This is a genomic window from Micromonospora sp. NBC_00421 (assembly GCF_036017915.1).
In the GTDB taxonomy this organism is placed as follows: Bacteria; Actinomycetota; Actinomycetes; order Mycobacteriales; family Micromonosporaceae; genus Micromonospora.
On record NZ_CP107929.1, the window covers coordinates 4,364,539 to 4,384,921 of the forward strand.

A 20,383-nucleotide genomic window follows, 5' to 3' on the forward strand; every position below is an offset into this window, starting at 1 on the left:
CGCTCCAGGCTAGGCCGACCGTAAAGCGGATAATCGGCCTCGTGTGGCAGGCGATCAGACGGTGGTTCGACCCGTCGGACCTCGACTCGGTGGGCACCACCCCCGACTACCGATTCTCGCTGGCCAACGAACGGACCTTCCTCGCCTGGCTGCGCACCGGGTTGGCGCTGATCGCCGGTGGGCTGGCCGCCGCCCAGTTCCTCCCGCCGCTACCGCTGCGACATCTGCGCGAGGTGATCGCCGTGGCGTTGCTGCTGCTCGGCGGCACCGTCGCGGTCAGGGCGGTGGACCACTGGTCGCGTACCGAACGGGCCATCAGGCTCGGCGAACGCCTGCCGGCCTCGCGGTTTCCGGCGGTCCTCGCCCTGGTCGTGGCGGTGGGCGCGCTGCTGCTGGTGGTGGCCGTGCTCGTCCGGGGGGTGAGCGGTCGGTGACCGGCGGCCCGGCGCGCGGGGGTCACCCCGGTGGTGGCGATCCCGGCCTGCAACCCGAGCGCACCGGGCTGGCCTGGCGGCGTACCGCGCTGGCGTTCACCGTGGTGACCGTGCTCGCGGTCCGGTTGGCGCTCACCGGCGACACGCCCGGCGCATTGCTCGCCGGGGTGACCGTGCTGACCTGGTGGACGACGCTGGTGGTCACCTGGGGACGGGCCACCGGTCGCCGCCGGGCCCGGATCGACGGCCGGGCCGTTCCGCTGGTGGCCCTCGGTACGGCGGTCCTGGCACTGCTCTGCGTGTCGCTGGTGCTGCGTGGGGTGTGGTGACGCGCGACGCTGCGTCATGATGGGGGCATGGCCCGGCTCTACGTGCTGTTGTTCCTGATCCAGGTGGTGCTCGCCGCCTGCGCGCTGATCAGTTGTCTGTCCGCCGACGACGGCGCGGTCCGCGGGCTGCCCCGGTTCGCCTGGGTGTTGATCATCCTGGTCCTCCCGCTGGTCGGCTCGATCGCCTGGTTCCTCGTCGGTCGTCCCGCCCCCGAGGGTGACCGCCGACGGGGCCGGTCGTCCGGCCCCGGCTCGCGGCGGCCCCTCGCGCCCGACGACGACCCGGAGTTCCTGAAGTCGATCGACGAGCGGGCGCACCGCGACGACCACGCCCTCTTCCAGCGTTGGGAGGAGGACCTCCGCCGCCGGGAGGACGGCCTGCGCCGCCACGACGGCCGGAGTTCTCCCGCCGACGCGTCGCCCGGTGACCACGTACCGCCCGCCGAACGCCCGCCCGCCGAGCACCCACCCACCACGGACCGGACGTCGCCCCGGGAGGACGCCGCACCCCGCGACGGTGAACGGCCCCGTGAGGGCGACCGACCCGAGATCTGACTCGCCGGGGTCACCCCGGTCCACGGGCGGCCATCCCGGCCGCCCGTGGCACGTCGCGTCGGCCGCCCGTGCCGGTCAGGCCGCAGGTGGCACGTCGGCGTCCGGGGTCAGACCCGGCGCCGCAGGCCCCGCACCGCGAGCGGGGCGAAGACGGCGGCGATGGCGACCGCCCAGAGCAGCGACTGGAGCACCGGCCCGGCGACCGGGCCGCCGACCAGCAGGCCGCGCAGCGCGTTCGCCAGGATGGTCACCGGATTGACCTCGACCCAGTGCTGGAGCCAGGACGGCATCGTCTCGGTCGGTACGAAGGCGTTGCTGGTGAAGCTGAGCGGGAAGATCACGGTGAAGCCGAAGATCTGCACCTTGTCCGGCTCGCTGACCAGCACCCCGACCAGCACCGACATCCAGGCGGCGGCGAGCGAGAAGACCAGCAGCAGGGCGAATGCGCCGAGCAGGCCGAACAGGCCGTTGCCGAGCCGGAAGCCGAGGATCATCCCGACGCCGAGCAGCAGGGTCAGCGACCAGGCCTGCTTGACAGTGTCGGCGACGATCCGGCCGGCGAGCGGGGACCAGCGGGCGACCGGCAGCGACCGCAACCTGTCGAAGACACCCTTGGTGAGATCCTGGTTGAGCCCGAAGCCGGTGGTCATCGTGGCGAAGAACGCGTTCTGCACGATGATGCCGGGCAGCGCGAAGGTGAGGTACTCCCCCGGGCTGCCGGAGATCGCCCCACCGAAGACGTAGGTGAAGAGCAGCACGAACATCACCGGTTGGATGCTCAGGTCGAGCAGTTCCATCGGATTGTGTTTGATCTGCACCAGGCTGCGCCAGGCCAGCGTGCCGGTGTGCCGCAGGCCCGCGGTCGGGCCGAGTCGGCGGGCCGGCGCGGGTCGGGCCGACGGGGCGACGACGGTCGCGGCGGTCATGCCGGGCTCCCTTCCAGGATGTCGGCGGTGTCGGTGGTGTCGGTGGTATCGTCGTCGGCCCGGTGGCCGGTGAGGGAGAGGAACACCTCGTCGAGGCTGGACCCGCGCAGGGCCAGCTCGGCGACGTGCACCTCGGCGTCGTCGAGCCGGCGGACCACGGCGGGCAGTGTGCCCGGCCCGTCGACCGGCGCGCTGACCGTCGTCTGGTTGACCTCCGGGGCGACCCCGGTCACCTCGCTGACGACGGCGAGCACGGTCGGCAGGTCGGTGGCCTCGACCGGCCGGACGGTGAGCACCTGGCCGCCGGTCTTGGCCTTCAGCTCCTGCGGACTGCCCTGGGCGATCACCCGACCGTGGTCGACCACCGCGATCTCGTCGGCCAACTGGTCGGCCTCCTCCAGGTACTGCGTGGTCAGCAGCACGGTCACCCCCTCGGCGACCAGGCCCCGGACGATGTCCCACAGGTCGTTGCGGCTGCGCGGATCGAGCCCGGTGGTCGGCTCGTCGAGGAAGAGCACCTGCGGCCGGCCGACCAGGCTGGCCGCCAGGTCGAGCCGGCGGCGCATGCCACCGGAGTAGGTCTTGGCGGCCCGGCCGGCGGCGTCGGTGAGCTGGAACCCGGCCAGCAACTCGGCGGCCCGGTCCCGGGCGGCCCGCCGGGACAGGCCCAGCAGTCGACCGATGAGCAGCAGGTTCTCGGTGCCGGTCAGGTTCTCGTCGACCGAGGCGTACTGACCGGTGAGGCCGATCAGCTGGCGGACCCGGTGGGCGTCGCGGCGCACGTCGTACCCGCCGACGGTGGCGTGGCCCTCGTCGGCGGTGAGCAGGGTGGCGAGCACCCTTACCGCGGTGGTCTTGCCGGCGCCGTTGGGGCCCAGCAGCCCGAAGACCGTCCCGGTGGGGACCTCCAGGTCGACCCCGGCCAGGGCGGTGGTGGTGCCGAAGCGGCGCACCAGCCCCTCGGCGCGGATGGCGTATGTCATCAGAACTCCCGTCGTTATCGCTGGATCGTCCAACGATGGGCGAGGGGTCTGACGTTACGTGTATCGCCGCCGACATTCCGCCGATTTATCCGCGCGGCAGAACACGACCGCCGTCCGAGGTCCGCCGGTCGGCGGAGGCGCGGTCAGGCCAGATTCGACGAACGCGGGTACGCGTCGGCCGGATCGGTGAGCACATTGACCAGGTACGGCACCCCCGCGTCGAACGCCCGCCCCAGGGCCGGGCCGAGATCGGCCGCCTTCGCCACCGTCTCCCCGGCACCGCCGAGCGCCTCGACCACGTGGTCGTAGCGCAGCTCGGGCTGGAGGTCGGCGGCGACGTCGTAGCCGTACATGGCCCGCATCGGGTGCTTCTCCAGCCCCCAGATGCCGTTGTTGCCGACCACGATCACCACCGGCAGCCGCTGCCGGACCAGCGACTCCACGTCCATCAGCGAGAAGCCGGCCGCGCCGTCGCCCATCAGCACGCAGATCTGCCGGTCGGGGTGGCTGACCCGGGCCCCCATCGCATAGCCCAGGCCGGTGCCGAGGCAGCCGTACGGGCCGGGGTCGAGCCAGGTGCCGGGCTGCGACGGCTCCAGGTAGCGGCCGGCGTACGAGACGAAGTCACCGCCGTCGCCGATGGTGATCGCGTCCGGGGCGAGGGCCCGGCGCAGCTCGCCGTAGACCCGGGCCGGGCGGATCGGGTCGGTCTCGGCGGCCATCTCGCCGGCGTCGCGCGCCTTCGCCGCGTCCTCGGCGGTCCGCAGCTGGGCGATCCAGTCGGTGTGGTCGGCCCGGTCGCCGGGGTGCCCGGCGAACGCGGACAGGATCAGCCGCAGGTCACCGGCGGGGCTGGCGGCCGGCTGGACGTGCCCGGCCCGCTGGGTGGGTGCGTCGACGACGTGCACCACCGCCGCGTCGCCGAAGTCGCCGAAGCCGAGCCGGAAATCCAGCGGGGTGCCGACGACGACCACCACGTCGGCGTCGTTCAGCGCGACCCGACGGGCCTTGGCGAAGGCGAGCGGGTGCTGCGGCGGTAGTGCGCCGCGCCCCATGCCGTTGGTGAAGACCGGCACCTGCAACGCCTCGGCGGCCTCGCGGAGCGCGGCGACGGCGTCACCGGCGTACACGTCGGAGCCGGCGACGATCACCGGACGGGTGGCGGCGGCGATCATTCGGGCCGCCTTCGTCACCTCGTCCGGGTCGGGTTCGATCGGCGCGACAGGCGTCGGGGCGGGCAGCTCGGCGTCGCCGACGGAGAAGACCGCCTCCAGCGGGAAGTCGAGGAAGACCGGCCCCCGGTGCGGGGTGAGCGCGGTGGTCAGCGCGGCGGAGACCGCCCGGGGGATGTCATCGGCGGTGAAGACCGTCTCGGCGTGCTTGGTGACCGGGGCGACGAGCGGCAGGTGGTCCATCTCCTGGAGGCTGCCTGCGCCCCACCGGAACTGCGGGGCCCGACCGCCCAGCACCAGCACCGGTGAGGCGTTGAAATAGGCGCTGGTCAGGCCGGAGATGCCGTTGGTGACGCCGGGACCGGCGGTGAGCACGGCGAGGCCGGGGCGGCGCTGGAGCTTGGCCACCGCCTCGGCGGCGAAGACGGCGGACTGCTCGTGCCGGACGTCGTAGATCGGGAACCCGGTGGTGTGGGCGGCGTCGTAGAGCGGGAAGACGTGCCCGCCGGAGAGGGTGAACATCTCCCGTACGCCGTGCGCCCGCAGTGCCGCCAGCGCCAGCGCTCCGCCGTGGCCCTCGACCCGTTCCGTCATCGCCGCTCCCCTCGTCCGGTGACCCGGGGTCACACGCTACTGGCCGGTACGGAAGATGTGAACACTTCTCACCGTCCCGGGGGCCAAGCGGAGTGGACAGCCGCCCGGACCGGCGCGGACAGCCGGCCGGGTCCGACAGCCGGCCGGGATCAGCGGCCGGTGAAGTCGGGCCTGCGCTTCTCGACGAAGGCGGCCATGCCCTCGCGCCGGTCGTCGGTGGCGAACAGCGCGGCGAAGAGCTGACTCTCCCAGGCGAGGCCGGAGGTGAGATCCATGTCCAGGCCGGCGTCGACCGCCAGCTTCGCCGCCCGCAGCGCCTGCACCGGACCGGTCAGGTACGGGCGCACCAGCGCGACGGCGGTGTCGTAGACCTCGGCCGCCGGGGCGACCCGGTCGGCCAGCCCGATCCGCAGCGCCTCCGCCGCGTCCACCATCCGGCCCGACATGATCAGATCCTTGGCGCGGGCCGGGCCGACCAGCCGGGCCAGCCGCTGGGTGCCGCCGGCGCCGGGGATGACGCCGAGCTTGATCTCCGGCTGACCGAGCTTGGCGTCCTCGGCCACCACCCGCCAGTCACAGGCCAGCGCCAGCTCGCAGCCGCCGCCGAGGGCGTACCCGGTGATCGCGGCCACCACCGGCTTGGGAATCCGGGCGAGCGCGCCGACGGCGCTGGAGAGGTCGGCGGCCCGCTCCGCCATGTCCACGTAGGACATCTCGGCCATCTCCTTGATGTCCGCGCCGGCGGCGAAGACCTTCTCCCCGCCGTACACGATGACGGCCCGGACGGCCGGGTCGGCGGTGGCCGCCGTCGCGGCGGCCCGCAACTCCTCCTGGACCTGCTTGTTGAGCGCGTTCATCGGTGGCCGCTCCAGCCGGATGGTGCCGATGCCGTCCCTGGTCTCCAGCCGCACGAACTCGCTCACGCCGCCCTCACTTCCTCGTCGAAGTCGCGTGCCAACCTTACGACCCGGGTCGTTGGGGTACGTAGTCTGGTGTTCGCCACCCGCGGTCGGGAGTCCAGCGATGATCACGTACTACGACGACCGGTCGGTGCAGGTCACCTCCGCCGCCATCCGGGTCGACGGTCGGGCCTTCCCGTTGGCCGAGATCGGCCTGGTCTGGCACCGCCGGGGCAGCCGCTCCTGGCGCGTGCTGGCCGGGCGGGGCGCGATCGGCGCGGCCCTGGCCGGGCCACTGGTGGCCGCGGCGCTCGGCATCGCAGTGGCCGTGTGGCTGCACCGCTCCCCCACCGTCACGCTCGCCGTCGTGGGGGCGTCGGTCCTGGTCGGGCTGGCTGTCGGGCCGATCGCCGACTTCCTCTTCAATCACCTGGACCGGTCCTACGACCGGGGCAGCCGGCAGCGCGAGCTGTGGATCCGCTGGCGGGACCGGCCCGTGCTGCTGCTGCGCACCGGCGACGCGCAGCGCTTCGGCCAGATCTACCGGGCGGTGCAGCGCGCGGTGGAGCACACCGGACCGCCACCCCGACCGGGGCACGACCCCGGGCCGCCCTCCCCGGCGGCGGCACCGCACACGATCGGCTCGACCGGCGGCAACCCGGGGCACGGCAACAGGCGGTAGCCGCCCCGCGTCACCCGCGCTATCGCACGGGCACACAGCGGCGCCGGTCGGCTGCGAACGGTTAGGGTTAGTGATGACCCTCTATTACCGGGACGACACGGTGCAGGTGACCTCCGAGTCGATCCGGGCCGGCGGGCAGGTCGTACGGCTCGCCGACGTGGCGTACGTCTGGCACGCCCGGGGAGCCACCACGATGGCCGTCCGGTCCCGGATCCTCGGGCGCGGTGTGCTGGTGCTGCTGCTCTCGCTGCCCCCGTTGATCGCGCTGGTCTGCGTGGTCTCGCTGCTCTGGTCCGCGCAGGACCGGGGCGAGTGGAAACCGGCCCTGCTCGTCCTGGCGGCCTGCGCCGTCGGGGTGCTCGCCCTGCTGCCCTTCCTGGAGCTGCCGCTGGGCTGGCTGGACCGCTCCTACGAACGCGGCAACCGGGTCAACGAACTGTGGGTACAGCACCTCGGGCAGGAGGTGATGCTGCTGCGTACCCCCGACGCGTTGCGGTTCGGGCAGATCTACCGGGCCGTCCAGCGCGCGGTCGAACAGCAGGGCGAACCCCGGTGAGCACCCGGGGTGGCACGGTGGTCCCGCCGGTCGGCCCGGTCGCCGGCGGGCACCACTGGCCGGACCGGCGCACACTGGGTGACATGGCCATCCCCCTGCCCCGACCGACCGCCGTCGTCGGCCTCACCCGCTCCGCCCTCGACCAGGCGTTCGGTTCGGCCGCCTCGTTCGCCGCCGTGCCGGCCCGCGCCTTCGCCGTGCTGGACGGGGTGGAGGAGCTGCTGACCCGGATCAACGGGGTGGTGGACCGGATCGAGGACACCCTGGACCGGACCGACCGGGTGCTCACCGACGCCGAGAAGGCGGTCGGCGAGGTGGCGGTGATCACCACGGCGGCGGCCGTGGTGGTGGCGGAGGCCGAGCAGGTGTCGGGGGCGGCGGCCGGGGTGGTCGCCGCAGCCGGGCAGGTGTCCCGGGCCGCCGGCGTGGTGGTCGCCGAGGCCGAGGCGGTGGCCGGGCGGGCCGCCGGCACTGTGGTCGCCGCCGAGGGGGCAGCCACCGTCGCGGCCGAGCTGCTGGCCGCGTACGAGCCGGCGTTGCGGCGGGGTGCGCCGATGGCGAACCGGTTCGTGGCCGAACTGAGCCACGACGAGGTGGTTGCCGCGATCCGGCTCGTGGACGAGTTGCCGAGGCTGAAGGAGCACCTGACCTCGGACGTGCTGCCGATCCTGGCCACCCTGGACCGGGTCGGCCCGGACCTGCACGACCTGCTCGACGTGACCCGCGACCTCAAGCTCGCCGTCGCCGGCATTCCCGGCCTGGGGCTGCTGCGCCGCCGGGGCGAGCGGCTCGCCGAGGACCCCACGGACTGAGCCGCCGGAGTCGCCCGGCCCGGCGCAGAGGTCGGTGGACCCGGTCAGCACCCGGGTTCGCCGAACGACCGGCAGCCCGATGCGGCAGGCGGACCGATGCGGCAGGCGGACCGATGCGGCAGGCGGACCGATGCGGCAGGCGGGCCCTTGCGCCAGGCGGACCCTTGCGCCAGGCGGGCCGGTCAGCCGGTGAAGAGGGCGTCGATCTCGGCACGCCGGGGCAGGGCCACGGAAGCGCCGAGCCGTCGTACGCAGGCCGCGCCGGCCGCCGCCGCCCAGCGCACCGCGTCGACCACCTCGCGGCCCTCGCCCCAGGCCACCGCCAGGGCGGCGGTGAACGCGTCCCCGGCGGCGGTCGAGTCGACCACGTCCACCGCGACGGGCGGCACGTGCACGGCCTGCCCGTCCCGGTCGACGTACCAGGCCCCGTCGCCGCCGAGGGTGAGCACCGCCCGGGGCACCAGCGTCAGCAGCGCCTGCGGATCGTCCCGTCCGCTGCCGGTGAGCAGCTGCGCCTCGGTCTCGTTGACCACCAGCAGGTCCACCGCGGCGAGCAGTTCGGCGGGCACCTGCCGGGCCGGTGCGGCGTTGAGGATCACCCGGGTGCCGGCGGCACGGGCGGCCACCGCCGCCTGGGTCACCGTCTCGACCGGGATCTCCAGCTGGGCGACCAGCACGTCCGCCCCGCGTACGGCGTGCAGCTCGGCCTCGGTCAGGTCGGTGAAGGCGGCGTTCGCGCCGGGGGTGACCAGGATGGCGTTCTCACCGGCGGCGTTGACCATCACCAGCGCCACCCCGGACGCCCCGTAGACCACCCGCAGGTGACTGGCGTCCACCTGGGCGGCGGTGATCCGGGCCCGCAGGGTGACGCCGAACGAGTCGGAGCCCAGCGCGCCGAGGAAGGTGCAGGCGGCCCCGGCCCGGACGGCGGCGATCGCCTGGTTGGCGCCCTTCCCTCCGGGGACCATCATGAAGTCGTTGCCGAGCACCGTCTCCCCCGGCCGGGGCAGCTTCCCAGCGGCCCCCACCAGGTCCATGTTCGCGCTGCCCACCACGACGATCCGACTCTGCCGCACCCCGACCTCCCGCCGACACCACCACCAGCTCCCCGACGTCCCGCGCCAGGCACCCGCACCCCAGCGAGTCTAAATCCCCCACACCCACCCTCCACCCCGTCGATCATGGACTTGTGGTGGCCGCAAAAGTGGCACAGAGGGGCGATCCCCCCACCACAAGTCCATGATCGACGCGGGGGGGGGGGGGGGGGGGGGGTGGGGGGTGGGGGGTGGGGGGTTAGGCGGCGCGGGCGGTCCAGCGGTGGGCGCGGCGTTCGACCGTGAGGGGTAGGCCGAAGGTCTTGCTGAGGTTGTCGCCGGTCAGGGTGTCGGCGAGCAGGCCCTGGGCGACCACCGCGCCGTCGCGCAGCAGCAGCGCGTGGGTGAAGCCGGGCGGGATCTCCTCGACATGGTGGGTGACGAGCACCAGGGCCGGGGCGTCCGGGTCGTACGCCAGCTCGGCGAGCCGGCCGACCAGGTCCTCGCGCCCACCCAGGTCGAGCCCCGCGGCCGGTTCGTCGAGCAGCAGCAGCTCCGGATCGGTCATCAGCGCGCGGGCGATCTGCACCCGCTTGCGTTCCCCCTCGGAGAGGGTGCCGTAGGTCCGGTCCGCCAGGTGGCCGACGCCGAACTGGCCGAGCAGGGCACGGGCGCGGGCCTCGTCGGCCGGGTCGTAGCTCTCCCGCCAGCGGCCGACCACCGACCAGGCGGCGGTGACCACCACGTCGCTGACCCGTTCCTCGGCGGGAACCCGCTCGGCCACCGCCGCGGTGGTCAGGCCGATCCGGGTCCGCAGCTCGGTGATGTCGGTGCGGCCGATCCGCTCGCCGAGCACGTGCGCGACGCCGGTGCTCGGGTGCAGCCGACCGGAGGCGAGGCTGAGCAGGGTGGTCTTGCCGGCGCCGTTGGGGCCGAGCACCACCCACCGTTCGTCCAGCTCGACCTGCCAGTCGACGTCGTGCAGCAGGGCGGTGCCGGAGCGCCGGACGGCGACGCCGGCCAGGCTGACCACCAGATCCGCGTCCACGGTAGAGGGGGCGGCTGCGGCGGGGATCGGGTCACCAGTCACCGCTCCATCCAACCACGCAGCCGGCGCGGCCCCCCAAGGACGGTGGCGCGGCCATAGGGTGGGGCGCCGTGTCGTTGGTCACCACACCGGGAGGACGCCCCATGCCTGTACGAGACGAGAGGCGGTGCGGATGAGCGCGGTCATCGAGATCGCCGGCCTCCGCAAGACGTTCCGTACCCTGCGGCGCGGTAGCCGGGTGGCGGTGGACGGCTTCGACATGATCGTCGAGGCGGGCCAGGTGCACGGCTTCCTCGGCCCGAACGGCTCCGGCAAGACCACCACGCTGCGCGCCCTGCTGGGGCTGGTCAACGCCGACGCCGGGGAGCTGCGGGTGCTCGGCGCACCGGCTCCGGAGCAGTTGGCCCGGGTCGCCGGTCGGGTCGGCGCGATCGTGGAGAGCCCGCAGTTCTTCGGCAACTTCACCGGGCACCGCACGTTGCGGTTGCTGGCGGTGGCCGGTGGCGTGCCGACGTCGAGGGTGGACGAGGTGCTGGACCAGGTCGGCCTCCGGGAGCGGGGCCAGGACCGGGTGAAGGGTTATTCGCTGGGCATGAAGCAGCGGCTGGCGGTCGCGTCGGCGCTGTTGAAGAGCCCGGAGTTGCTGATCCTGGACGAGCCGGCGAACGGGCTGGACCCGGCCGGCATCCGGGAGATGCGGGACCTGATGCGCACGCTCGCCGAGTCCGGGGTGACCGTGCTGGTGTCCAGCCACATCCTGGCCGAGATCCAGCTGATCTGCGACCACGTCACGATCATCTCGCAGGGTCGTCGGGTGGCCGCCGGCCGGGTGGACGACGTGCTGGCCGGACACGACCCGCACGAGTGGCGGGTCCGGGTGGCCGAGCCGGAGCGGGGCGCGGAGCTGTTGCGGGCGGCCGGGCTGACGGTCACCGCGCACTCCGACGGCTCGCTGGTGGTCGGTGACGCGCCGGAGCCGGAGCTGATCAGCAGCACCCTCGGCGGGCAGGAGTTGTGGGTACGCGAGCTGACCCCGATCCGGCCGGACCTGGAGAGTGTCTTCCTCGAACTCACCGGTGGGGCGGCCCCGCCCCGGCAGACGGACGGCACCGCACCGGACGATGTCCCCCCGGACGGCGTCGGCAGCGCAGGTGAACCGCTTATCGAACTGGACCGGACCGACGGTCGGAGGGTGGACGCGTGAACCTGGTCCGTGCCGAGGTGGAGCGGTTGGCCGCCCGACGCTTCGTCCAGCTGATGGTGCTGCTGCTCGCGGTGGCCTTCGCGGTGACCACCGCGACCACCCTGATCGGTTCGCACCAGCCGACGGCCCGTGAGCTGTCGGTCGCGCAGGAGCAGGCCGCGCAGGCGGTGGCCTCGATGGAGGCGGAACACACCCGCTGCCTGCGGATCAAGGCGGGCGAGATCCCGGTCACCGAGGACTCCGGTTACGTGCCGGCCGACTGCAGCGAGCTGGACCCGGCGCGCATGGAGCAGTTGCCGGTGGCCGCCGACTATCTCTCGTCGGTCTTCGTCTTCTCCCAGCAGGCCCAGGGGTTGCTCTACTTCCTGATCGCGTTCCTGGTGCTGTTCGGCTTCCTGGTGGGCGCGTCGTACATCGGCGCCGACCTGAACTCCGGCGGGGTGGTCAACCTGCTGCTCTGGCGTCCGGGTCGGCTCACCGTGCTCGGCACGAAGCTGGCCACCCTGGTCGGGGTGGTGGCCGTGCTCTCGGTGCTGGCCACGGTGTTCTACCTGGGCACCTTCTGGACGATCGGGCAGACGGCCGGTCTGCCGGGCTCGTTGGACGGGGAGTTCTGGGGCCGGTTGGGGGCCATCTACGGGCGCGGCCTGGTGCTGGTGCTGCTGACCACGGTGGTGGGCTTCGGAATCGCCACGCTGGGTCGGCACACCTCGGCGGCGCTCGGCGCGGTAGCCGCGTACGCGGTGGTCTGGGAACTGGGCTGCCGGGTGGTGTTGGAGATCCTCGACGTGGCCCGGCCGGACCAGTTGATGCTCTCCACCTACCTGGGTGCCTGGTTGACCGGCAAGGTGGAGCTCTGGGACGACAATGGTTGCCCGCCGGGTGGCGGTGCCTGTGACGGCGGCCTCTACACGATCACCTGGGCTCCGGCGCTGCTGGCGCTGCTGGCGCTGACCGGGGCGGTCGCCGGGTCCGCGTTCGCCGCGTTCCGCCGCCGCGACCTGCTCTAGTACGCCCTCGGACTGCTCTGGTACGCCCTCGGGCCGGCGTGCCGCTCACGGCAACATCTTGCCGTGAGCGGCACGCCGGTGGAGTATTCCTTCATGGCGACGGATCGGCGGGGCGGTCGGTCAACCGACCGTCGACCCGAACACCTCGTCCCGGACGGCGTTCAGCGCGGTCCGCAGGGCCCCCCGCAGGATCGGCTCCTCGGGCAGCCCCGTGGGCACCACCCGCGGCCGGACCAGGGTGATCGCGGCCACCTCGTGCTGCACCCGCTCGGCCAGCGCCACGCCGCCGGCCTGCCCCACCTCACCGGCGAGCACCACAAGCGGCGGGTCCAGCACCACGCAGGTGCTGGCCACCCCGAGGGCGAGCCGGCGGGCCAGCTCGTCGAGCAGCGGACCACCCGTGGTGCCCGCGGCGACGGCAGCGCGCACCGCATCGGCCGCGTCGGGCGCGTCGATGCCGTGCTCACGGGCCACCGCCTGGACCGCGTCCGCCCCGGCGAGCTGCTGGAAGGCCGGCTTGGCCCGGCGCGAGACGTCCCGGGGGATCGGCACCCCCGGCACCGGCAGGTAGCCGATCTCACCGGCCGCGCCGCTGCTGCCGTGGTGCAACCGGCCACCCAGCATGATCGCCAGACCGACGCCGGCACCCACCCAGACCAGGACGAAGTCCGCCAGCCCCTGGGCCGCCCCGGACTGCGCCTCGGCGACCGCGGCCAGGTTGACGTCGTTCTCGAATACCACCGGGGTGTGCAGGTCCTCGCGCAGCGCGGCGAGCAGTCCCCGGTGCCAGCGGGGCAGGTTGAAGGCGAAGGTGATGTCCCCGGTGGCCGGGTCCACCAGGCCCGGGGTGCCCAGCACCACCCGCCGTACGCTGTCGAGCTGCGCGCCGGCCCGGCTGGCCGCCTGGACCACCGCCGTGTGCACCACGCCGACCGGGTCGTCGGTGTCCCGGGTGGACTGCTCGACCCGGCTGACCACCGCGCCGGTGATGTCCGCGCAGGCGGCCACCACCCGTTCCGCGCCGACGTCCACTCCGACCACGTACGCGCTGCCCGGCCGCACGGCGTAGAGCTGCGCGTTCGGCCCCCGCCCACCTGCCTGCTCGCCGACCCGGGCGACCAGCCCCCGCTCCTCCAACCGCTCGACCAGCTGTGAGGCGGTGACCTTGGACAGGCCGGTCAGCTCGCCGAGCCGGGCGCGGGTGAGCGGGCCGCGTTCGAGCAGGAGCTCCAGCGCCGCACGGTCGTTGAGCGCCCGCAACAGTCGGGGGGTGCCGGGCAGCCGGGTCGCACTCATGCCACGTCCTCTGGTTTTCGTAAACTCTGCTGACCACATCGCTGGTCAGGGCTGTCCGTAGCGTATCGGCCACCCCGTGCCGGGGAACTCGGACGACCCGGCCGCCCGCGCCGACACTCGTGCCGTCCGACCGCGAAGGGAGAATTCACGTGGGGCGGGATCCCGGACTGCGCCGGTTGGTGCTTGGCACGTTGCTGGCCGCGTACCCGGGGCCGGTGCCGCCGGACTGGGCGGTCGAGTTGGTCGCCGAAGGGCTGGCCGGGCACACCCTCTTCGGCACCAACGTGCGCGACCCGGCCCAGTTGGCGGCGAGCACCGCCGCGCTGCGCGCCGCCCGGCCCGACGTGCTGGTCGCCATCGACGAGGAGGGCGGCGACGTCACCCGGCTGGCGCACGCCACCGGCAGCCCGTACCCGGGCAACGCGGCGCTCGGTGCGGTCGACGACACCGCGTTGACCCGCCGGATCTACGCGGCCATCGGTGCCGAACTGGCCGCCGTCGGGGTAACCGTCGACCTGGCTCCCACGGTCGACGTCAACACCGCCGACGAGAATCCGGTGATCGGCACCCGTGCGTTCGGCGCCGACCCGGCCCGGGTGGCCGCGCACTCGGCCGCCGCCGTGACCGGTCTCCAGTCGGTCGGCGTGGCGGCCTGCGCCAAGCACTTTCCCGGCCACGGCGCCACCGTCGCCGACTCGCACCACGAACTGCCCACCGTGGACGCCGGTCGGGCCCTGCTGCGGGAGCGTGACCTGCCGCCGTTCGCGGCGGTAGTCGACGCGGGCGTGCAGGCGATCATGACTGCGCACATCCGGGTACCGGCGCTGACCGGGGACGGGCCGGCCACCTTCAGCCGGACCGTCCTGGTCGACCTGCTGCGCGGTGAGTACGGCTTCACCGGCACCGTGATCACCGACGCGTTGGAGATGAAGGGTGCGGCCGTCGCCGCCGGCGGGATCGGCCCGGCCGCCGTACGCGCTCTGGCCGCCGGGGCGGACCTGCTCTGCGTGGGCGCGAAGGTCGACGCCGCGCTGGTCGAGCGGGTGGTGGCCGAGATCGTCGGGGCGATCGGGGACGGCCGGCTGGACCGGGCCCGGGTGGAACAGGCCGCCGGCCGGGCCGCCGTGCTCGCCGCCCGGACCCGACCCGCCGCACCGACCGGCCCCGTCCCACCCGGCTCTCTCCCGTCCGGTCCCGGCCCGCTCGGCTCCGACCCACCCGGTGCCGGACCGCTCGGATACGAGGCGGCGCGGCGGGCCGTCCGGGTGGAGGGCGACCTGACCGGGTTCGACCGACCCCTGGTGGTGCAGGTGCACGCCGCCCACACCGTCGCCGAGGGCCGGGTGCCCTGGGGGCTGGGTCCGCACCTGACCGCCGTCGAGCAGGTCCGGGTGGTCGACACCGGCACCGATCCGGCGGCGGTGCGGGAGCTCGCGGCGGACAGGCCGGTCGTGCTGGTCGGGCGGCACCTCCATCGGCTGCCAGGCGGTCCCGCCCTGGTCGAGGCGCTGGCCGCGACGCACCGCGTGGCGGTGGTGGAGATGGGCTGGCCCGGTCGGTGGCGGCCAGCCGGGGTGCGGGCTTTCGTCATCACCTACGGCGCGAGCCACGCCAACGGCCGGGCGGCAGCCGAGGCACTCGGCCTGACCGGGCCGTGAGGGGTCAACGACGCCAGGGTGCCGGGTCGCCGTGATCGTCGGGGAGGCCGAGTAGCGGACCGACCGCAGTGATCCGCAGCACCCGCGCCACCACCGGTTGCGGCTCGGTCAGCCGCAGGGCGGCACCCCGACCGACCGCCTCCGCCGCTCCGCGCAGCAGCGCGGCCACCGCCGTGGAGTCGAGAAAGGTGACGGCGGCGAGGTCGACGACGATCTCCAACAGGCCGGGCCGGCCGAGTGCCTCGTCGAGAGCGCGTTCCAGCCCGGCGACGGTGGCGGTGTCCAGGTCACCCACCGGCGCCAGCACCACTCGGCCGTGCCCGTCGCTCGGCGTCGGCAGCTGCATGACCCGTCCACTCCTGGTAAGCGGCCAGCGACCGCTCGCGTCGACCCTCGCCGCGACGCCCGACCCTACCGGTGGGTTCTGACAGCGATCCACCAGCACCGCCGCCGGGGCATTCGACCACCCGAAACACATACCGTGAGTCACCAAGCTTCAAGGCCGGATTTCCCTGTCCTTGCAGCTCAAGTCCACTACCAGACAGACATGGCGCGCCGATGACCCCTTGCCGAGAGGCGCAGAAAGTACGTAGCGTCACCATTGCCGAGAGTCCACCGGCAGCGCCCGGCCAGGGCGGTGCCCGGGGCAGGCTGCGGACCGTGGATCCGGCCCGGGATCCACGGTCCGCGCCCCACTGCGGACCGCGTCGCACCGGACCGACCCGCCCAGGACAACCTCGCTGCGGACCGACCTCCCGACCGCCGGTCACGCCAGGTCAGGGCGGGTACACGCCGTACGACGACCAGCCCCGGTCCGGGAAGCCGGCCGCCTCGGCCACCCGGGCGGAGCCGATGTTCCCGGGGTCGTGCCGGTAGGTCGGGACGGCCCCCTCGTCGAGCACCCGCCGGGCGGCCTGCGCGACGAGCCGTCGGGCCAACCCTCGGCCGCGCGCCGCGGGCACCGTACCGACGGCCAGTTCGTGCCCGTACGCGTCGTGTCGCTTGATGCCGACGCCGGCCAGGTAACCGCCGTCGGCGTCGCGGACCACGAGCACCTCGGTGTCGAACAGGTGCAGCCAGGGCGGGAAAGCCGGATCCGTGGGGGCGGTCCACCCGCCGACGTCGGGCAGCGCCGCCGGTGCGAGGCACCACCGGAACACGTCGTCGTGGACCACCCAGCCAGGTTGTCCGACCGCCGCCGGCAGTGCCTCGTACAGCGCGGACCGTGGTCCCCCGGCCAGCGCCCGGACGGCCTCGACCCGCCGCGTCGGCACGGAGAGCACGGTGCTGCCGGCGACCCGGACCGCGACGGCCGGACGGGGGCGACCGTCCCAGGCCGGGCGCGCCCGGCGCCGGGAGCCGACCACGTGCAGACCGGGCCCGGCCGGCCACTGCCCGAGCCAGGTCACCAGGTGCAGGTACAGCCGCCGGTCCAGCACCGTCCGCCCCTCTCACCCGATGGACACCTCCATGATCCACCGTACGCCGACCCGGCCCGGCCGACGCCCGGTTGCCGAGGGTGGTGCGTGGGTAGAGGAGAACCGGATCGTGAGCTGCCTCACCGGAACCCGGTCCATCGACCGTGCGTCATATCTATTTCCATACATGTACACCTTTCTTTGGGACGGTAATGGTCATGCCCATGCAACCAAATGACCGGCACCAGCAGGACGCACGAATCTGGCGTACGGCGGAAGCCGCCGGCCGCTTCCCGGCCCAACCGCGATACCGGGAGGCCCGGTGCGGTCGCGGCGTCGACACCCGGCTCTCCTGGAACGAGCTGAACGTCCTCCCCGCCGGGTCCTCCTCCCGGCGCGGCCTCACCGCCCACTGACGGATGCCCCCGCCGGGGTGTCCGGCCGGGGCGTTCGCACACCTGTCGGGTAGCGTCCTGTGGTCGATTCCGGCCAGCGACAGGAGAAGCGCAGCGCATGGGCAAGAAGACGATTCACGTCTCCGACTTCAGCGGCACCGTGCTGCGTCCCGACGACGAGGTGGTCAGGGTCGTCGTACTGGAGCATCCCGATCTGGTGGCCGGGCCCGTGCAGCTGGACGCCACGGTGACCGAGGTGGAGAACATCGACGACGCCGCGCTCGACGTGGCGGTGGTGGAGATCCACGACGGGCACGCCGGCGGGGAACCGCGCCGGGTGGTGGTGACCGCCAGCGAGTTCGACGCGATGGCCACCGACACGCCGATGGCCCAGTTGCTGAGGACGGCCGAGCGGGTCCGCCCGCCGAAGGCCCGCAAGAGTGCCGAGAAGATCGACTACGGCACCCTCGACCACGCCGGGAGGCCGCACCGGGGCCGGGTCACCGAGGAGGAGGCCCGACTGGTGCGCGAGCAGCTCGACGAGGTCAACAAGCGCCTCGCCGACGCCGGCATCCGGCAGATCGATCCGGCCGATCCGGAGCATGCGTTGCGCTACGGCTTCCCCGACGCCGACTGAACCGGCCCGGCGTCGGCCGGACGCGCCACGCTGTCGCGCCCGGCCGACGCCGCAGGTGTCGCCCTACCCACAGGCCGGCGTGCACGGTGGACACCCTGTGATGTGCCAGGTGGGGCCGTGCGTCCAGGTGCCGGTGCACCGCCGGCCGGGTGGGTCACTTCCCGCCGGCAGACCCGGCGAGCGCGGTGGCGACCTGGGCCTCGACCCGGTCCTTGGTCAGGCCCAGCCCGGACAGCACGCCCCTGCCGTCCTCCAACTCCAACAGCGCCAGCAGGAGATGTTCGGTGCCGACGTAGTTGTGTCCGAGCCGCAGCGCCTCCCGGAAGGTGAGTTCGAGGGCCTTCTTGCCCTGCGCGTCGTAAGGGATCAGGTCGGGGACCTGGTCGGCCGGCGCGGGCAGCGCCGCCGTGACCGCCTCCCGGACGGCTTCCGGGCTCAACCCCTCGGCGACCAGGGCCTTCGCGGCGAGGCCGTCGGGCTCGACGAGCAGGCCGAGCACCAGGTGTTCCGGCCGGATCTCCGGGTTGCCGGCAGTGCGGGCCTCCTCCTGCGACGCGATCACCACGTTGCGGGCCCGGGGGGTGAAGCGGCTGAAACCGGCGTTGGGGTCCAGGGCCGCCGCGGCGTCGGCCTTCGTGGCGGAGCGCTTCTGGGCGGCCTGCTTGCTCACCCCCATGCTGCTGCCGATCTCCGTCCAGGAGGCGCCGGAGCGCCGGGCCTGGTCGACGAAGTGACCGATCAGGTGGTCGGCGAGGTCGCCGAGGTGGTCGGCGACGAGCACCGCGTCGCTGAGTTGGTCGAGCGCATCGGGACGGGCCTTCTTGATCGCCTGGATCAGCTCGTCGAGACGTACGGGGTGCGGGAGCTTGCCGGGTTCCGTCATGCGTCAACCATAGGTTGACGAGCCTCCATCGTCAACCCAAGGTTGACGTTATGACTCCGCAGTGAGCAGATCCCGAAACTCTCGGTGAACCACCGGACCTCTGCCGCATCACCGGTACGACCGCCGACGGATGCCGGGCGAGCGGTGTAGGCCCGCTGCCGCGCCGGACCGCCCGACGCGGACCGACGCCGCTCCGATACCGTGCGGCGGACGGCCGGGCCGGTCGGGCGGCGCTGCGGGAGGATCGGGATCATGCGGTTGCACGTGGGCTGCGCGATGTGGACCCACCGGGCGTGGCAGGGTCGGCTGCTGCCGCATCCGCTGCCGGCGCACGAACGGCTTCGGCAATATGCCGGCTGGTGCGACGCGGTCGAGGGGAACACCACGTTCTACGCCACCCCGACCCGGGAGACCGTGACGTCCTGGTCCCGGCAGACCGACCCCGACTTCCGGTTCGTCCTCAAACTGCCGAAGGTCGTCACCCACGAACGCCGGCTCGTCGACGCCGACGAGCCGCTGCGGGTCTACTTCGACGCGATCGAGCCGCTCGGCAGCCGCGCCCACGCCCTGTGGATCCAGGTGCCGGGCTCGTTCGCCCCGGCGGACGTCCCCGTGCTCGCCGACTTCCTGCGCCGGCTGCCCACCACCCACCGGTACGCGGTCGAGGTCCGCCACCCCGCCTTCTTCACCGACCCGCGCGCGACCCGACTGCTGGAAGGGGTGCTCGCCGACGCATCGGCCGAGTGGGTTCCGTTCGACACCACCGCCTTCTTCGCCAACCCGCCGACCAGTGACGCGGAACGGGAGGCGTGGACGAGGAAGCCCCGCCTGCCGTTGCGGACGGCCGCGCTGACCGACCGGCCGATCGTCCGTTACCTCGGCCGCGACGCCGAGCCGGAGACCGTCGAGGGCTGGCAGCGCTGGGTCGAGATCACCGCCGGCTGGCTGCGGGAGGGTCGCTCACCCACCATGTTCGTGCACACCCCGGACAACGCCGACGCGCCACTGCTCGCCCGCCGATTCCACGACGAGGTACGGGCGCAGGTGCCCTCCCTGCCCCCATTGCCGGAACCCATCCCCACCACCCCCCCCAACCCTGTTCTGACCCCCTCCCCGGAGCCCTTCAGATCTCATCGGTGATCAAGAGATTTCTGTCAGGCCGGGCTGATCCCCTGACGTAAACCTCTTGATCAACTCAGTGGGGGGTGGGGGTGGGGGTGGGGGTTGGGGTTCGCCTCGCCGTGCCGGTCATCGGTCGGGCCCAGCAGCGTCAGCGCCTGTGTGCAGTGGTCGAGCGCCGGTCGGTACTGGCCGAGCTGGGCGTGCGCCCAACCGACTGCGTTGCGGGCGCCGGCCTCTCCGACCAGGTGACCGGCGGCCCGGTACAACGCCAGGGCCCGCTGCCCGTGGTGCAGCGCCTCGGCCCCGACCCCGGTGACCCGCCGGCGACCGGGCCGCCCTCGGCCGCCTACTGCGCCCGGTCGCCCACCGACACCCCGTCGCCGGGTAGTAGGCCCGGTCACGGCTCGGTCTCGGAAGTTTCGAACATCGCCCCCCAGCGACCGCCACCCCGGGGGCACGGTGGCAGCCGACCAGCATCGGCAGGTGTCAACGACACCGGCGTCAGCCAGCGGTAACCCGCCGCCAGAAGGATCATTGTTACGATAGAGTTTCGGGAATCTTTCCGAAAGTTGTTGACAGGTCACGGATCGACGCCCTACCGTCGCCATCGACAGCACTCGATGCTGTCGCCACCACCCCACCGCGACCCGTCCCCGGTTCTCTGGACGACTCCGCGTGGTGACACACACCGAACGACCGGCTGCCGTACCTGGCCACCGACAGTCCACCAGGTCGG

At 73.4% G+C, this 20,383-nt stretch carries 22 protein-coding genes and 1 pseudogene; 12 read left to right on the top strand and 11 right to left on the bottom strand.

All coding sequences use genetic code 11. From position 1 onward, the window contains the following. The first annotated feature begins 41 nt into the window (after positions 1-41). The 3 genes and pseudogenes from OHQ87_RS18130 to OHQ87_RS18140 all read left to right on the top strand — a co-directional run. Entirely contained in the window at positions 42-434 is a 393-nt protein-coding gene (locus OHQ87_RS18130) for a YidH family protein (protein WP_328339356.1), read from the top strand. Further along, positions 431-763: a DUF202 domain-containing protein gene (locus OHQ87_RS18135; RefSeq protein ID WP_328339357.1), complete on the top strand. Its 333-nt coding sequence runs from the start codon at positions 431-433 to the stop codon at positions 761-763. Before OHQ87_RS18130 ends, OHQ87_RS18135 begins: the two co-directional genes overlap by 4 nt. A 27-nt stretch (positions 764-790) precedes the next feature. Beyond that, positions 791-1,180: pseudogene (locus tag OHQ87_RS18140) on the top strand (PLD nuclease N-terminal domain-containing protein); the annotation flags it as partial. A gap of 245 nt (positions 1,181-1,425) precedes the next feature. Here the strand turns inward: OHQ87_RS18140 and OHQ87_RS18145 are convergent. From OHQ87_RS18145 to OHQ87_RS18160, 4 genes are all read right to left on the bottom strand, one after another. Then, positions 1,426-2,244, bottom strand: a complete 819-nt coding sequence (locus tag OHQ87_RS18145) for an ABC transporter permease (protein ID WP_328339358.1) — start codon at positions 2,242-2,244, stop codon at positions 1,426-1,428. Beyond that, positions 2,241-3,227: an ATP-binding cassette domain-containing protein gene (locus OHQ87_RS18150; protein ID WP_328339359.1), complete on the bottom strand. Its 987-nt coding sequence runs from the start codon at positions 3,225-3,227 to the stop codon at positions 2,241-2,243. The genes OHQ87_RS18145 and OHQ87_RS18150 overlap by 4 nt, the downstream gene beginning before the upstream one ends. Before the next feature lie 143 nt (positions 3,228-3,370). Then, positions 3,371-4,993, bottom strand: a complete 1,623-nt coding sequence (locus OHQ87_RS18155) for an acetolactate synthase (RefSeq protein WP_328339361.1) — start codon at positions 4,991-4,993, stop codon at positions 3,371-3,373. Positions 4,994-5,142: 149 nt separating this feature from the next. Next, positions 5,143-5,916 carry an enoyl-CoA hydratase-related protein gene (locus OHQ87_RS18160; protein WP_328339363.1) on the bottom strand — a complete coding sequence of 258 codons (774 nt, stop codon included), beginning with the start codon at positions 5,914-5,916 and terminating at the stop codon, positions 5,143-5,145. A gap of 100 nt (positions 5,917-6,016) precedes the next feature. Between OHQ87_RS18160 and OHQ87_RS18165 the strand changes: the two genes are divergently transcribed. The 3 genes from OHQ87_RS18165 (at position 6,017) to OHQ87_RS18175 (ending at position 7,942) form a co-directional block, all read left to right on the top strand. Next, complete coding sequence (locus OHQ87_RS18165; protein ID WP_328339364.1) at positions 6,017-6,574, top strand: DUF6232 family protein; 558 nt, start codon at positions 6,017-6,019, stop codon at positions 6,572-6,574. Positions 6,575-6,647: 73 nt separating this feature from the next. Continuing rightward, on the top strand, positions 6,648-7,130 hold the full coding sequence (locus tag OHQ87_RS18170; RefSeq protein ID WP_328339365.1) for a DUF6232 family protein: 483 nt from the start codon (positions 6,648-6,650) through the stop codon (positions 7,128-7,130). 83 nt (positions 7,131-7,213) lie between these two features. Continuing rightward, a complete protein-coding gene (locus OHQ87_RS18175; protein ID WP_328339367.1) occupies positions 7,214-7,942 on the top strand; it encodes a hypothetical protein in 729 nt (242 codons plus the stop codon). Between the two features lie 182 nt (positions 7,943-8,124). Here OHQ87_RS18175 and OHQ87_RS18180 read toward each other — a convergent pair whose 3' ends face one another. Next, complete coding sequence (locus OHQ87_RS18180; RefSeq protein WP_328339369.1) at positions 8,125-9,018, bottom strand: ribokinase; 894 nt, start codon at positions 9,016-9,018, stop codon at positions 8,125-8,127. Positions 9,019-9,235: 217 nt separating this feature from the next. Then, positions 9,236-10,066, bottom strand: a complete 831-nt coding sequence (locus OHQ87_RS18185) for an ABC transporter ATP-binding protein (protein WP_328339370.1) — start codon at positions 10,064-10,066, stop codon at positions 9,236-9,238. 130 nt (positions 10,067-10,196) lie between these two features. On the opposite strand from OHQ87_RS18185, the gene OHQ87_RS18190 reads away from it, so the two are divergent. Both OHQ87_RS18190 and OHQ87_RS18195 read left to right on the top strand, forming a co-directional pair. Continuing rightward, positions 10,197-11,228, top strand: coding sequence for an ABC transporter ATP-binding protein (locus OHQ87_RS18190; protein ID WP_328339372.1), 1,032 nt, complete (start codon positions 10,197-10,199; stop codon positions 11,226-11,228). After that, a complete protein-coding gene (locus OHQ87_RS18195) occupies positions 11,225-12,238 on the top strand; it encodes an ABC transporter permease subunit (protein ID WP_328339374.1) in 1,014 nt (337 codons plus the stop codon). Before OHQ87_RS18190 ends, OHQ87_RS18195 begins: the two co-directional genes overlap by 4 nt. 120 nt (positions 12,239-12,358) lie before the next feature. Here OHQ87_RS18195 and OHQ87_RS18200 read toward each other — a convergent pair whose 3' ends face one another. Beyond that, positions 12,359-13,534, bottom strand: coding sequence for an ROK family transcriptional regulator (locus OHQ87_RS18200; protein ID WP_328339376.1), 1,176 nt, complete (start codon positions 13,532-13,534; stop codon positions 12,359-12,361). 149 nt (positions 13,535-13,683) lie between these two features. Here OHQ87_RS18200 and OHQ87_RS18205 point away from each other — a divergent pair, with 149 nt between their 5' ends. Further along, positions 13,684-15,192 carry a glycoside hydrolase family 3 N-terminal domain-containing protein gene (locus OHQ87_RS18205; RefSeq protein ID WP_328339378.1) on the top strand — a complete coding sequence of 503 codons (1,509 nt, stop codon included), beginning with the start codon at positions 13,684-13,686 and terminating at the stop codon, positions 15,190-15,192. A 4-nt stretch (positions 15,193-15,196) separates the two neighbouring features. Here OHQ87_RS18205 and OHQ87_RS18210 read toward each other — a convergent pair whose 3' ends face one another. Together OHQ87_RS18210 and OHQ87_RS18215 are read right to left on the bottom strand one after the other, a co-directional pair. Further along, a complete protein-coding gene (locus tag OHQ87_RS18210) occupies positions 15,197-15,538 on the bottom strand; it encodes an STAS domain-containing protein (protein ID WP_328339380.1) in 342 nt (113 codons plus the stop codon). 430 nt (positions 15,539-15,968) lie between these two features. Then, positions 15,969-16,631 carry a GNAT family N-acetyltransferase gene (locus tag OHQ87_RS18215; RefSeq protein ID WP_328339381.1) on the bottom strand — a complete coding sequence of 221 codons (663 nt, stop codon included), beginning with the start codon at positions 16,629-16,631 and terminating at the stop codon, positions 15,969-15,971. A 197-nt stretch (positions 16,632-16,828) separates the two neighbouring features. Between OHQ87_RS18215 and OHQ87_RS18220 the strand changes: the two genes are divergently transcribed. Next, complete coding sequence (locus OHQ87_RS18220) at positions 16,829-17,026, top strand: DNA repair protein (RefSeq protein WP_328339383.1); 198 nt, start codon at positions 16,829-16,831, stop codon at positions 17,024-17,026. A 97-nt stretch (positions 17,027-17,123) separates the two neighbouring features. Further along, on the top strand, positions 17,124-17,642 hold the full coding sequence (locus OHQ87_RS18225) for a hypothetical protein (RefSeq protein ID WP_328339385.1): 519 nt from the start codon (positions 17,124-17,126) through the stop codon (positions 17,640-17,642). A gap of 154 nt (positions 17,643-17,796) precedes the next feature. Here OHQ87_RS18225 and OHQ87_RS18230 read toward each other — a convergent pair whose 3' ends face one another. Continuing rightward, a complete protein-coding gene (locus OHQ87_RS18230) occupies positions 17,797-18,525 on the bottom strand; it encodes a Clp protease N-terminal domain-containing protein (RefSeq protein WP_328339387.1) in 729 nt (242 codons plus the stop codon). A gap of 276 nt (positions 18,526-18,801) precedes the next feature. On the opposite strand from OHQ87_RS18230, the gene OHQ87_RS18235 reads away from it, so the two are divergent. Then, the gene (locus tag OHQ87_RS18235; protein WP_328348902.1) at positions 18,802-19,665 is read left to right on the top strand and encodes a DUF72 domain-containing protein; all 864 of its coding nucleotides are present in this window, start codon (positions 18,802-18,804) and stop codon (positions 19,663-19,665) included. Between the two features lie 50 nt (positions 19,666-19,715). Here the strand turns inward: OHQ87_RS18235 and OHQ87_RS18240 are convergent, their stop codons facing one another. After that, complete coding sequence (locus OHQ87_RS18240) at positions 19,716-20,048, bottom strand: tetratricopeptide repeat protein (protein ID WP_328339389.1); 333 nt, start codon at positions 20,046-20,048, stop codon at positions 19,716-19,718. Positions 20,049-20,383 lie beyond the last annotated feature (335 nt).